This window comes from Chamaesiphon sp. OTE_75_metabat_556, from assembly GCF_031378165.1.
Classification (GTDB): Bacteria; Cyanobacteriota; Cyanobacteriia; order Cyanobacteriales; family Chamaesiphonaceae; genus Chamaesiphon.
Genome location: NZ_JANNDR010000228.1, coordinates 1 through 13,085, shown reverse-complemented (window position 1 = coordinate 13,085; position 13,085 = coordinate 1). Strand labels below are relative to the sequence as shown.

Below are 13,085 nucleotides of genomic sequence, written 5' to 3'. Positions count from 1 at the left end.
GTAGGGCGGGGTGGGTAGATCTCCGCTACTTGCTATCATCTCTATTAGTTCTTTGAACCTACTTTCGACGTCAATGGCAGCCGATCGAAATAGTTGCAGCAGAGATTTTGACCCACCCCGCCTTTCAGGCACCCCTCCGAGGAGGGGATTTTTTCAGGGGAGGAATGGTGTGTTGGTTGGGTTTGGAGGAGGATAACCGCCTATTGCAAAAGATCTTTGAAAAAAAGTTTGGTAGGGGTGATAGGTAAATTGAAACAAGTGGGTAAGCTGAGGACACGAAGCAAACAAACCACCCCAACCCTTACCGGAAACAATCAAAATGAGAACTGAACTAAAAGCTAAATTCATCCAACACCTCAACCGCAAACAATCCGAAAAAGGTTTTACACTCGTAGAACTCTTAGTCGTCATCATCATCATCGGTATCTTGGCTGCGATTGCATTGCCTAACTTCCTCAACCAAGCTTCCAAAGCGAAACAATCTGAATCCAAGCAAAACATTGCGCTCGTCAACAAAACCCAGAACTCCTTCCGTGCTGAAAACAGCCAATTTGCAACTTCTTTTGATGTTTTAGCAATCGGTAGTGTTACTGGTGACGCGACTGGTACTACTTCCAACTTCCGATACACCATCGCTGGTGGTACCGATACAGCTACTGTCGTTAGTCAGCCCAACGATCCAGCTCTCAAAGGCTCTAGTGGTGGTGCTCTTCGTTATAGCAACTCTGCCAGCCAAAGTGTCATCGGTACTGTGATGTGTGAGATGAAGATCGTCAACACTATCGGCGTTGCACCTACTTTTACTAACACTAGTGCAGCTCTTTGTACCGCAGATTCAAAAACTCTAAGTCTCTAGGTAATCAGATCCTATGTGCGGCTTGCAATTTGCCAAGCTGTCATAGACCTAGCTTGAATATCAACGGTGGGCATCTCGCCCACCGCTTCTTTTTAGTTATTTTCAGCATCCCAGCCCATATACTCTTAATTCTCGCGGAGATATTTCAAAATGAGAACCGAAATACAAGCTAAATTTATCCAATATCTCAACCTTGAAAAACGCGAAAAAGGTTTTACATTAGTAGAGCTATTAGTTGTGATTATTGTTATTGGGATTCTCGGTGCAATTGCGCTGCCTAATTTTCTCAACCAAGATGTTAAGGCCAAGCAAAGTGAAGCAAAACAAAACATTGCTTTAGTCAACAAAACTCAGAACTCTTACCGAGCTGAAAATAGCCAATTTGCAACTTCTTTTGATGTTTTGGCGATCGGTAGTGTGACTGGTGGTGCTACTGGCAATACTTCTAACTATAATTACGCGATCGCTGGTGGTACCGATTCAGCGACGGTAACGGCTAGTGCCGCCGATTCAGCTCTCAAAAGTTATAGCGGTGCAAATACTCGCTTTAGCAACAGTGCGAGTCAAAGTGTCATTGGTAATGTGCTCTGTGAGACAAGAGTTATTGGTGCGAGTGCAACGGTACCGACTATCAATACTGGAACTACCCCTACTTGTACGGCAGATCAGAAGACTCTAAGTCTCTAATTATTAATTCTCGACCTGACGCTGACGCGCTGGAAGGCGATCGTTAGTTTAAATTGGATTTCATCGATCGATCAGTAAATTTACGGTTAGTATGATCGAGCGAGCGATTTTGTTCCGTGTTTACCGCGATTCGATCTCGACCTACAGATATTTATACTGAAGGATGATTTGTCCTTTGTAAAGGTTAAGTTCATGCAGGTATCGATATCTACCCCCACGGATGCTCAGAATGAGCAACTATCCCCTCAGCATTCAAATGCGATCAATTTTTATGAACTAGCAGTCTGTACGGATGAGACGATTGCTAGTAACTATTGGCATTTAGGAGTTGCTTATCTATTGGCAGGTAGAGAGGATGACGCACAGGCTGCGTGGTTTACACCTTTAGCTACAGCAACTGACATTGATATTGAAAATTTGACTAACGATCTAGTCGGAGTTTTAGAACGAACTGCGCTAGATCTAGCTAAAATACCAGATTTAGAGAAAGCTTGGTTACTACGCCAACATCTCTGGAACCTAGCACCCGATCGAGTCGAAAATGTGTTGTACTTAATTTACCTAGCTAACAAGATTGGTACGCTGACGACAGCTTCACTAATTGAGTGGCAAGTGAATAAACTGTTGCAGGAAACGACGATCGATCGCCTAGATGAAGATCTGATCGAGAGAGTATTGGGATCGTTAATCAAAATCGATACCGATCCCAGTTTGGAAATTATCACAACGTGTTTGCAGGGGTTGACGTCGAGCAGAGCGACACTGATTGACAAGATCGCAAATACCTTATTTGAAGTTTTTAACCAGCAGCCAACAACGGGGATGTTTGCGATCGCCTTAGCGCAATTATGTAATTCGTTGCAACCCGATACTTTAAGTACGTTACAGCTTTTAAACTATTTATATTCAGGTGTTGGGCTTTATCACGAAGCGATCGCGACTGCCGAACAATATTATCAATTGACATCAAGCTCGCTCGGTAAATTATTTGCCAGCTATCAACTTCAGAGAACGCATTTTACTGCTGGCAACTGGAAAGACAAAGATCGGTTAATTGATCGTCACCGACAATTGTTGGCAGAAGTTATTCAGTCTTCCCCAAGTGGCTTAGCGCGACATCAATATCAGTCATTAGCTGTATCATCATTTTTTTTGCCATATGCAGAAGATAACCCCCGCATCAATAAATCATTGCAAAATCAACTAGTAAGTATCTATCAACAGAATGTTCGGCAGCAGATTCAGCAGCCGATCGCTGGCATAGATATTACTGAATCATCGCTCCCCAAACAAGTTGGCTGTCTGAGGATTGGTTACATCAGCATTGGACTAAAAGGTCATTCAGTCGGCTGGCTGAGTCGGTGGCTAATACACCATCACGATCGCCAGTCTTTTCAAATATTTCTCTATTGTCTTAATTCTAGTGAAACTGATGAATTTAACCATCAATGGTTCAGAGACAAAGCCGATATTACTTCTTATTTAAATTGTTCATACCAGCAAATCATCGCTCAGATCGAGGCAGATAAAATTGATATTTTAATCGATCTAGATAGTGTTACCTATGACATGACTTGTTTAGTCATGGCACACAAGCCAGCTCCAGTTCAAGTATCTTGGCTAGGTTGGGACTCAGCCGGGATTCCAACTGTAGATTATTTTATTGCCGATCCTTATGTCTTAGCTGATGATGCTCAAGACTATTACTCTGAAAAAATTTGGCGATTACCACAGACATATCTGGCTATTGACGGTTTTGAAATCGGTACACCGACACTGCGGCGCGAAGATTTAGATATTCCGGCTGATGCGATCGTCTATCTGAGTAGTCAATCTGGCTATAAACGTCATCCAGATTGTGTGAGGGCACAGATGCAAATTATCAAAGCCGTACCGAATAGTTACTTTTTGATTAAAGGTAGGAGTGACGGGGCAACTATTCAAAGTTTCTTTGGTGAATTAGCTGCCGAAGTCGGGATTAGTATCGATCGATTACGCTTTTTAGAGCGAGATATCGATGAATATACCCATCGTGCCAATCTCGCGATCGCGGATGTAGTTTTAGATACTTTTCCCTATAATGGTGCCACCACTACTCTCGAAACTCTCTGGATGGGGATTCCGCTGGTAACTCAAGTCGGACAGCAATTTGCAGCACGGAATAGTTATACTTTTATGCTCAATGCGGGGATCGAGGAAGGGATTGCTTGGAGTCAGGCTGAATATATCGAGTGGGGTATCAAGTTAGGACTCGATCGAGATTTAAGAAATAAAATTCACGGTAAATTGCGATCGGGACGTACCACAGCACCAGTCTGGAATGGCCAACAATTTACACGAGATCTAGAGCAAGCTTACCGACAGATGTGGGCGATATATCAGGAACAGCAACAAGATTTAAATTAATTGAATTAAATTACATCATCGATCTGAACCTCCCTAAACCCGCTTTGATTCCTGAATAAACTCATACTTAACAATGCAAACAGTAGCAGATGTATCCACCTCGATCGATCTCCATCGCTCGATTCAGTCTAGTGAATTTTATGAAGCTGCGATCTCAGCAGATGAGACAAGAATAGACAACTATTGGTATTTAGGGATTAGTTATTTATTATCAGGTCGAGAAGATGATGCTCAAGCGATTTGGTTCGTGCCATTGTCAGTAGCTGACTCTGATGAAATCGATACTTTTACAGATGAATTATTAGTAATTTTGAATCGAGAGGCAAATTACCAAGCTCAAATCCTGGATTTTGAGAAAGCATGGTTACTCCGTCAACATTTATGGTCGATCTCACCAGATCGAATTGACAATAGCTTGCAGATGATTAGTCTCGCCAGTAAACTCGATCTATTAGCTGAAGAACAATTATCTGAATGGCAGATCGGAAATTTATTACAGACAGTGTCGATCGGCGATATTGATGAAGATTTACTCAAAGAGACAATCTCCATTGTCTTAAAAAATATCCATACCGATCTAGGATTAGAAGTTATCGAATCTTGTCTCCAGTTATTTGGGGATTCCCGTCATGTAATGATTAGCAAGGTCGTTGTCGCTGCATTCAATTTATTTTGCCAGCAAAAAACTGGCCAATTTGCAATTAGATTAGTAGAGGTATGTCAGAGACTCTGCCCTGAGAATATCCGAGTTTATCAAGCCTTAGTATTGATGTATTCTGATACTGGCAATCACGATCGATCGATCGCTGCTGCCGAAAATTACGATCGACTTGTCTCCAGCCCAATTGACAAGTTATTTGCCAGTTATATGATTCAGAGGTCGAGTCTTGCTGCTGGCGATTGGCAAGATGGCATCAATAAAATAAATCGACACTGGCAATCACTAGAGCAGGTTGTTCGAGATTGCCCCCAAGATCTCAATAGAGAACAAATTCTCCATTTGATTACTTCATCTGTCTTTCTCGCGTATGCTGAAGATAATCCCCGCAAATATCGATCTGTACAGAATCAAATTGCTGCAATTTATCATCATAATATCAATAAAATTGCTAGCGATCTCCTCCTGATACCCAGCGCAAATGATTGCATAATTGCCAAACAACAAGGCGTACTCAGAATCGGTTATTTAGCTTCTACCCTCAAAGCACATTCGGTAGGTTGGCTAACAAGATGGCTATTCAAATACCACGATCGCCAATCATTTCAAGTATTTAATTACTGTGTCAATCAAAATCCAAATGATGGATTTAATCATCAGTGGTTTCGCGATAAAGTCGATATTAGCTATTACTTTCAGAATAGTCCCGAACAAATTGCCGCTCAAATCAAAGCAGACGAGATCGATATTTTAATCGATCTCGATAGCCTGACCCTCGATATTAGTTGTTTCGTGATGGCCTGTAAACCCGCACCAATCCAAATTACTTGGTTGGGTTGGGATGCTACTGGCTCGCCATCGATCGATTATTTTATTGCCGATCCTTACGTGTTGCCTGATGATGCTCAGGATTATTACCAAGAAAAAATCTGGCGACTACCGCAAACTTATCTAGGTGTCGAAGGATTTGAAGTAGGGATTCCGACGCTGCGCCGCGAAGATTTAGATATTCCGGCTGATGCTGTTGTTTACTTTAGCAGCCAGATTGGTTACAAACGTCATCCAGATTGCATTAGAGCGCAGATGGAGATTATCAAAGCCGTACCGAATAGCTATTTCCTGATCAAAGGTAAGAGCGATGCGGCAACTATTCAAGACTTCTTTGGTAAACTAGCCGCTGAAGTAGGGATTAGTATGGATCGGATTCGTTTTCTCCCCCAGGCTGCCGATGAATTTACTCACCGCGCCAATCTGGCGATCGCGGATATAGTTTTAGACACTTTCCCCTACAATGGTGCCACGACGACCCTCGAAACCCTGTGGATGGGCATCCCGATGGTGACTCAAGTCGGACAACAATTTGCCGCGCGCAATAGTTATACCTTCATGCTCAATGCCGGAATTGAAGAAGGGATTGCTTGGAGTCAATCGGAATATATCGAGTGGGGCGTCAGATTGGGACTCGATCGCGATTTAAGAGATACAATTCAGGGTAAATTGCGATCGGGTAGAACTACCGCACCTGTCTGGAATGCCAAACAATTTACGCTCGATCTAGAGCAAGCTTATCGGGACATGTGGGCAAAGTATCAAGAGCAGAATGGAGATCGATCGATCGTAGATTACTCACACAATTAATCTCGAATAGTCACTAAAAAATCTGGGTAGGGGTAATTAATGAAGCGATTCGCACTCCTCGGGTTTCCCGAATCAAGACATACCCCTACCCAGATTTTTTAGCACTACTGTCTATTAGCTAGACAGCAGTTTCAGCCATCACATCTACTGCTTCAACTTTGACAGCTTCCGTTGCGGCTGCTTTAATTTTGGCTTCCTCAGCCAGGAAGTCTGCTAATTGAGATTCGATCTCGCGGCGGACAATGCCTCTGTACTCCAAGAAGTGTTCGATTTGGGCACATGTGACCAAATAGCTACTGACCCCACCTGGATTGAGCTTGTACATGCTCCAGAGATTGCGCCAGAACTGCCAGCGGGTGGAACGCACCACGCCTTGTCGCCAGCAGATAATCAGCAGTGCGCGGATGACTAGCAAACTGATGGCTTTCGTGCGACCTTCACCTTTATAAGGATAGGTAGCTTCACCGAGCATTAGGTAATGACGGTAAGTGCGATCGAGGAATTTTGATGGCTCGTATAATTCATCGAAGGCATCCATATATTCGATGGCGATGTCTTCGAGCGGACGGGTGGGGACAAAGTTCATCAGCGTGGTTTGGTTGATGTTGCCATCTGCCGTACCGCGTAGGCGGCCTTCCCGTTCTAACCGATGCGACAGAGCCGTATCTGGCAATGCTTGGAGCATACTAAATACAGCGGTAGGGATATTTGTCTGTTCGACAAATTTGACGATGCGTTGTCCCGCACCTGTTTTTTCACCATCGAAGCCGATGATAAAGCCAGCCATCACGCGCATCCCCGATTTGGCAATGCGTTCGACCGCTTCGCTGAGGGAACTGCGGGTATTTTGGTGTTTTTGCGTCAGTGCCAGACTTTCCTCATCTGGAGTTTCAATTCCCAGGAACACGGAGCCAAAGTTACACTTGACCATCATATCCATCAGTTCTTGGTCGTTAGCCAAGTCTACTGAAGCTTCAGTAGCAAAGGAGAAGGGATACTTATGCTCCACCATCCACGGCAATAGTTCTTGCAGCAACAGTTTGACATTGCGTTTGTTGCCGATGAAATTGTCATCGACCATAAAGATACTCCGCCGCCAACCCAATTCATAGAGATAATCGAGTTCCTTGAGCATTTGGGCGGGATCTTTAGTCCGGGGTTTGCGACCGTAGAGGACAATAATATCGCAGAACTCGCACTGGAACGGACAACCGCGTGAAAACTGAACGGACATCTCAGCATATGCATCGAAATCCAGCAGTTCAAAGCGGGGGATCGGAGTCGTAGTGACGTCGGGACGTTCGCCGTTGGGCGCACGAAATTTACCTGATGTTTGACCCTGCTTTACGGCTTCGACAAACAAGGGAATCGTCAGTTCGCCTTCATCTAAAATTAAATAATCGGCTCCCACCTCTGACACCTCGTGGGGTAAGGCAGTAGCATAAGGTCCACCGACGGCAACGCGCTTGCCTCGGCGTTTGGCTTCTTGAATCTGGGCGAGTAAATCTGGTTTTTGGACGATCATCGCCGAGCAAATTACCAACTCCGACCAACTCCACTCAGCTTCGGTAACTTCGCGAACGTTCAGATCGACGAGTTTGTAATTCCATTCTTGGGGGAGGATCGCAGCGACGGTAATCAATCCCAATGGTGGTATTAAAGCTTTGCGACCCATCAGTTCGATCATTTTCTCAAATGACCAGAAGCTCTTGGGAAATCGAGGATAGAGGAGCAGGACGTTCATAAATATTATCTCCAAGTAACGGCATTCCCCGCTAGGTGGAATGATGGACGCATACAACTAAACTTAACTGACCTTAGTTTAGTTGGTTTTGTTTCTTTGGCAACATGTTTAGCGCGATTCAAGCCAAGAATTTTCGGAGATCGAATTCGACAGGATCGGTAGTGGTGGGATCTGCGCCTGTCAAATTAGATAAATTCGGATCGGCAGATTGACTTGGCTGACTAGATCTCTGAGTGGACTCAACCGACAACATCAGCAAGATTCGCTCGGTATAGTCTACCGCACCACATAACTCTCGATCGAGCAGATCCAAACCACCATTGGCATATTCTTCAAAAATCTGAATCCGCTGTTGTTCGACATCCGATCGATCTGGTGAAATCACATTAATATTTTCAGTAGCGGCGATCGCGATTAGTTTCATCACCGGATCGTAACCGCGTGCGATAAAGATCTCAATACTAATCGGCCCTGGCTCTTTTTTGGAGATTTCACCCAGGGGTATCCGTTGTTGCTGTTTTGCACCCAATACGGCTGCAAATAGAATTACGTCAGCATAAGTCTGAAAGGGACTGTTATTTTCAGTCGATCCAATTAATGATTTGACTAATTCAGCTTTATCTCTAGCTACTCGAATCCGATTTTCAGACATGGGTATATTAATTAATATAGCTTGGTACCTTGGTAACAGCCGTGATGTCACCCTCCAAGGTGTCCCGCTTTAAGTTGCTACCCTAGTAGCGTACTATGACATTTGAATCTAATCAGGACAAATCATGGATAATCCGCTAGCACAATTGCATCTGGTTACGATTGCGGAACGTTCATCTCTTCAGAATGACATGGAGGAACTGATGGACGAAAATTGGCCTAGATACACTTTTGAGGCAAACCTCCCTAAAGCTTTCCAGTCTCCCGATCTAAGTTGGCTTTCAATCTACAAGTTTTGGCCATGTTACCAATTCGGACTATATAACAATGCAGATGACTTGGTAGCATGTGGAAACTCCTTGCCTTTTGCCCTTCATGGTGGCATGGCGGGTCTGTCTAATCAGGGATGGGATTGGGTAATCAATCAGGGAATCTCGGACTACTGTATGAGTGCAACGACAGATACACTTACGGCTTTAGCCATTACAGTCAGTCCCAATTATCGAGGAAAAGGCTATGGATGTGCCGCAATTATGGCTATGCAACAAATCGCCGCTGCTCAATCACTCAATCATGTTGTTGCTCCAGTTCGTCCCTCGCTAAAACATCTCTACCCACTCATCACAATTAGCGAGTATCTAAAATGGCAAAACTCTTGTGGCAAACCTTTCGACCCATGGCTGCGAACACACATCAACATTGGTGGAGAAGTGATCCGACCTTGCACAGAATCAATGACTTATACCGGAAAAATAGCTGAGTGGGAGGAATGGCTAAACATGAAGTTTCCTGTCAGTGCTACCTATGTCGTCCCAGAGATGCTGAGTACACTAGTCGTCGATCGCCAATTCGATCGAGGTACTTATGTTGAGCCAAATGTGTGGGTGAGGCATCAGGTTGGAGCCAATGGGTCATAATACAGTGCGATCGATCGGCTATGGAATTTATACTTACTGACTTTTAGGATCGGGTTTGAGCGCGAAAGTCGCAATTAAGATGCCCAAAATTGAGAGAATCGCAGTCGGAATAAAAGCATTGGTATAGCTCCCAAAAATATCTTTGGCATTACCAGCAACTAGTGTTCCAGCCAAAGCTCCTGCCCCATAAGCTGTAAAAACTATGCCATAGTTTTTAGTATAATTAGCCGGATTAAACATCGACAGTGTGGCCGTAGGGGCGATCGCGAGCCATCCGCCCAAAGATAACCAGAGTAAACTGAAGGCAAAGAAATAGTTGACAACCTGACCTTTACCAGTATTTAGCATCACGATCGAGGCAACTAGAATCATCACATAAGAGAGAATCGCAGCCATTTTGGGCTTGATCCGATCAGTCAACCAACCGAAAATTGGGCGACCGATCCCGTTAAAGATGGCAAAAATTGATACCGAGGCAGTAGCTGTATTGGTGTCCAGTCCGATGATTTCCTTGCCAACGTTAGTGGCAATCCCGACCGCCATCAAACCAGCCAGGGTACCGATCGCATAGCAGCTCCACAGTGCAAAAAAGCTCGGCGAACTCAGCAAGCGATCTGGTTTGGGACTAGCTGGGCTGGCACTAAACTGGGGACTGGGTTGCCAGTCTGCTGGCGGAAACCTAAGTCCAGTTGCAATCGCTACTAAAATCACCGTAAAAGCTACCCCGAGAATTCTAAACGTGCTATCAATGCCATAAGTATCGATTAAAAACTTGGCTAGGGGTGCGGTAATCAATGGTGATAGACCAAAGCCAACTACAGTTAAACCGACAGTCAATCCCTTGAGATCGGGAAACCACTTAGCGGTGACGGAGATCGGTACACCATAGACAATACCAATACCAGCTCCGGCAATCAGACCATAGGTAATAATCAATAGGGGAATACTGGTGGCGAAACTTGAGAGAAAATAGCCCAAGCCCACGATCGTCCCCCCGACAGCGGTTACTTTAGCTGCACCATAACGTTCGATATATCTACTCGAGATCGGCATCAAAATTGCAAATACGACCAGCAATGTCGCAAAAGGTAACAATGTATCTGTTGCCCCAATGGTCATTCCTTGCTGTTTAAAAGCTTCTGTCAGCGGCTTGCGAAAAATGCTCCAGGAATAAACTGTACCCAAGCAGAGCATCGCTATAATTCCCATTGGTAAAAATAGCCATCGACCTTGCCGAGCAGGTAAGCCAAATATTTTCAGGTCGTTCATTAGATCTTTTATGTCTCAATAGTCTAGACAAATTTATACTTATAAGGTATGAAGTATAGACGAAAAGTGAGTCATCGCATCCAGTACAAGTGCAAAAAAGCACTCGATCGCGATCGATCGTCAAATAGACCTCCTGCCAAAGTAAAAATACAATCTTTTTCAGTACTGCTTCGATCTCGACAGCGATCGATAGATTCAATCGACGATGGTCGATCGCCTAGTTCTCTCATGCAGCACCTATGCCAACGATCGAAGAAAGTATTAAGATGAGAAGGATACAGTCTAACCCCAACTAACTCACCTTTACCCAGCCTGCTCCACCACGATATGAATATTCTCAGCGATTTACTTTTACAAAAGCAGCAACCCACCCGCGAAAAGAAACAACAAAAGGGGATTCAGATCAAAACCGAGCGGGAGATTGGGATCATGCGCCAATCTTCGCGGATTGTCGCCACTGTCTTAAAAGAAATTATGACAATGGTGGAGCCTGGGATGACGACAGCAGATTTGGATGCTTACGCTGAGAAAAGAATTCGGGAAATGGATGCGATTCCTAGTTTCAAAGGTTTATATGGCTTTCCGGCTTCCATCTGTTCGAGTATTAATGATGAAGCGGTGCATGGTATCCCCAACCGTAAAAAAGTACTCAAGCAAGGCGATGTACTCAAAGTCGATACGGGTGCCTTCTTTCAAGGTTTTCATGGTGATTCTTGTATCACGATCGGTGTCGGTACCGTTACTCCCGCAGCCGCTAAACTAATTACCATCGCCGAGGAAGCTCTCTACAAGGGCATCGAACAGGTTAAAGAAGGTGCCTACTTGCTAGACCTTGCTGGTGCAATTCAAGACCATGTGGAGGGCAATGGCTTTAGTATCGTGGAAGATTTTACCGGACATGGCGTCGGGCGCAATCTGCACGAGGAACCATCGGTATTTAATTTCCGCACGCGCGAAATGCCAAATGTGAAGCTCAGAGCGGGGATGACGATCGCGATCGAGCCAATTATCAACGCCGGATCGAAGATTACCAAAATGATGCCAGACAAATGGACGGCAGTAACAGTCGATAAATCCCTGTCGGCGCAGTTCGAGCATACTGTCTTGGTAACTAAGGATGGTTATGAAATTTTGACCGATCGCAGTTTAGTTTAAAAAAGATTGGCTCGATCTTGAACCGATCTGGCAACTTAACTGTCTAAAGATGAGAAGACCAAATACAGCAAGGGAATCTCCTCATGAACAGATCGATCGTTGCAATTATCACTGGCTTGTTAGTATTGACGCCGCTAGCTGCACAAGCAGGGCCGATCCAAAACCGGACTAATAATCAACAACACCGAATTTATCAAGGTGTCAAAAATGGTTCGATTTCGCCCAAAGAGTATCGGCGACTCGAACGCCGACAAGATAATATCGAAGCGTCACGACGTCGGGATGTTCGGAGTGGTGGCAAATTGACTCAAGGTGAAAAACACCGCCTCAACTATCGTCTCAACCGTCTTTCTAATACGATCTATCGTACTAAGCACAACTAACATTTACTCTTTGAATAGACGTACCTGAATCCACTAGATCTAGATATTATTATTTAGACCTGGTGGATTTTTAGTCGATACTTTTTGGCTAGAGAACCTGGTTCTGGGTGAGGATGTTTTAACGCAAAGGACGCAAAGGTTTTTGGTCTTGGAGTGAGGGTTATTAGAGATCGCCGCTAAGGACGCAAAGGGGGAGGATCGTTATCATCTGAACTGGATTTACAGTCGATCGAATTTGGTACTAGTTTGAGTGTTGGAGTCATTAGTGAACCTTTTTGCTGGTGAGCCTGTCTAAACTGGTATAGACGAAAGTGTGGTGAGCTGATTAGGATGGATCGATATCTTAAATGGGTGAGCAGTTGCTAGGTGCGAATGATGCGGCTGAATCGATCGCTGACGAGCTGTTGGTTAAACGTTGTATCGACAGCAACGATCGCCAGAGTTTTCGGCTGTTGTATCGTCGCCATCAAGCTCGCGTGCGCCAAATTATTTATCAGCTTGGCGATCCGATCGCCTTGGACGATTTAGTCCAAGAAGTATTTTTACGTGCGTGGAAAGGATTACCCAAATTTCGCCAGAATGCTCAATTTTCAACTTGGCTCTATCGGATCGCTTGGAATGTTGCATCGGATCGACGTCAAACTTTGGCACAGGATCGATCGCGGCTGCATCAGATCGGGGTCATCATGTTGGGTGGCAATATTCTGCGCGATCGTTTGCA

The 13,085-nt window shown here is 44.6% G+C and carries 11 protein-coding genes; 8 read left to right on the top strand and 3 right to left on the bottom strand.

What is annotated here, in order from left to right; translation table 11 throughout:
- Positions 1-319 precede the first annotated feature (319 nt).
- The 4 genes from RMO27_RS09490 (at position 320) to RMO27_RS09475 (ending at position 6,245) form a co-directional block, all read left to right on the top strand.
- Positions 320-856, top strand: a complete 537-nt coding sequence (locus tag RMO27_RS09490) for a type IV pilin-like G/H family protein (protein WP_309731720.1) — start codon at positions 320-322, stop codon at positions 854-856.
- A gap of 150 nt (positions 857-1,006) precedes the next feature.
- Positions 1,007-1,543, top strand: a complete 537-nt coding sequence (locus tag RMO27_RS09485) for a type IV pilin-like G/H family protein (RefSeq protein WP_309731718.1) — start codon at positions 1,007-1,009, stop codon at positions 1,541-1,543.
- Between the two features lie 192 nt (positions 1,544-1,735).
- Positions 1,736-3,949, top strand: coding sequence for an O-linked N-acetylglucosamine transferase, SPINDLY family protein (locus RMO27_RS09480; RefSeq protein WP_309731715.1), 2,214 nt, complete (start codon positions 1,736-1,738; stop codon positions 3,947-3,949).
- Positions 3,950-4,022: 73 nt separating this feature from the next.
- On the top strand, positions 4,023-6,245 hold the full coding sequence (locus tag RMO27_RS09475) for an O-linked N-acetylglucosamine transferase, SPINDLY family protein (RefSeq protein WP_309731713.1): 2,223 nt from the start codon (positions 4,023-4,025) through the stop codon (positions 6,243-6,245).
- A gap of 118 nt (positions 6,246-6,363) precedes the next feature.
- Here the strand turns inward: RMO27_RS09475 and RMO27_RS09470 are convergent, their stop codons facing one another.
- Both RMO27_RS09470 and RMO27_RS09465 read right to left on the bottom strand, forming a co-directional pair.
- On the bottom strand, positions 6,364-7,989 hold the full coding sequence (locus tag RMO27_RS09470) for a B12-binding domain-containing radical SAM protein (RefSeq protein ID WP_309731710.1): 1,626 nt from the start codon (positions 7,987-7,989) through the stop codon (positions 6,364-6,366).
- Positions 7,990-8,107: 118 nt separating this feature from the next.
- Positions 8,108-8,641 carry a DNA phosphorothioation-associated protein 4 gene (locus tag RMO27_RS09465; protein WP_309731708.1) on the bottom strand — a complete coding sequence of 178 codons (534 nt, stop codon included), beginning with the start codon at positions 8,639-8,641 and terminating at the stop codon, positions 8,108-8,110.
- Positions 8,642-8,765: 124 nt separating this feature from the next.
- On the opposite strand from RMO27_RS09465, the gene RMO27_RS09460 reads away from it, so the two are divergent.
- Positions 8,766-9,557, top strand: a complete 792-nt coding sequence (locus RMO27_RS09460) for a GNAT family N-acetyltransferase (protein WP_309731705.1) — start codon at positions 8,766-8,768, stop codon at positions 9,555-9,557.
- 33 nt (positions 9,558-9,590) lie between these two features.
- Here the strand turns inward: RMO27_RS09460 and RMO27_RS09455 are convergent, their stop codons facing one another.
- A complete protein-coding gene (locus RMO27_RS09455) occupies positions 9,591-10,826 on the bottom strand; it encodes an OFA family MFS transporter (RefSeq protein WP_309731703.1) in 1,236 nt (411 codons plus the stop codon).
- A 327-nt stretch (positions 10,827-11,153) separates the two neighbouring features.
- On the opposite strand from RMO27_RS09455, the gene map reads away from it, so the two are divergent.
- The 3 genes from map to RMO27_RS09440 all read left to right on the top strand — a co-directional run.
- The gene (map, locus tag RMO27_RS09450) at positions 11,154-11,981 is read left to right on the top strand and encodes a type I methionyl aminopeptidase (protein WP_309731702.1); all 828 of its coding nucleotides are present in this window, start codon (positions 11,154-11,156) and stop codon (positions 11,979-11,981) included.
- A gap of 83 nt (positions 11,982-12,064) precedes the next feature.
- On the top strand, positions 12,065-12,364 hold the full coding sequence (locus RMO27_RS09445; RefSeq protein ID WP_309731699.1) for a hypothetical protein: 300 nt from the start codon (positions 12,065-12,067) through the stop codon (positions 12,362-12,364).
- 347 nt (positions 12,365-12,711) lie between these two features.
- Positions 12,712-13,085: sigma-70 family RNA polymerase sigma factor (locus tag RMO27_RS09440; protein ID WP_309731696.1), on the top strand; the 374-nt coding region annotated here is incomplete at its 3' end.

Coding starts and splice junctions, on each gene's coding strand:
- RMO27_RS09445 (WP_309731699.1), top strand. CDS start 12,065: ATGAACAGATCGATCGTTGCAATTATCACTGGCTTGTTAGTATTGACG.
- map (WP_309731702.1), top strand. CDS start 11,154: ATGAATATTCTCAGCGATTTACTTTTACAAAAGCAGCAACCCACCCGC.
- RMO27_RS09455 (WP_309731703.1), bottom strand. CDS start 10,826: ATGAACGACCTGAAAATATTTGGCTTACCTGCTCGGCAAGGTCGATGG.
- RMO27_RS09475 (WP_309731713.1), top strand. CDS start 4,023: ATGCAAACAGTAGCAGATGTATCCACCTCGATCGATCTCCATCGCTCG.
- RMO27_RS09465 (WP_309731708.1), bottom strand. CDS start 8,641: ATGTCTGAAAATCGGATTCGAGTAGCTAGAGATAAAGCTGAATTAGTC.
- RMO27_RS09485 (WP_309731718.1), top strand. CDS start 1,007: ATGAGAACCGAAATACAAGCTAAATTTATCCAATATCTCAACCTTGAA.
- RMO27_RS09490 (WP_309731720.1), top strand. CDS start 320: ATGAGAACTGAACTAAAAGCTAAATTCATCCAACACCTCAACCGCAAA.
- RMO27_RS09480 (WP_309731715.1), top strand. CDS start 1,736: ATGCAGGTATCGATATCTACCCCCACGGATGCTCAGAATGAGCAACTA.
- RMO27_RS09470 (WP_309731710.1), bottom strand. CDS start 7,989: ATGAACGTCCTGCTCCTCTATCCTCGATTTCCCAAGAGCTTCTGGTCA.
- RMO27_RS09460 (WP_309731705.1), top strand. CDS start 8,766: ATGGATAATCCGCTAGCACAATTGCATCTGGTTACGATTGCGGAACGT.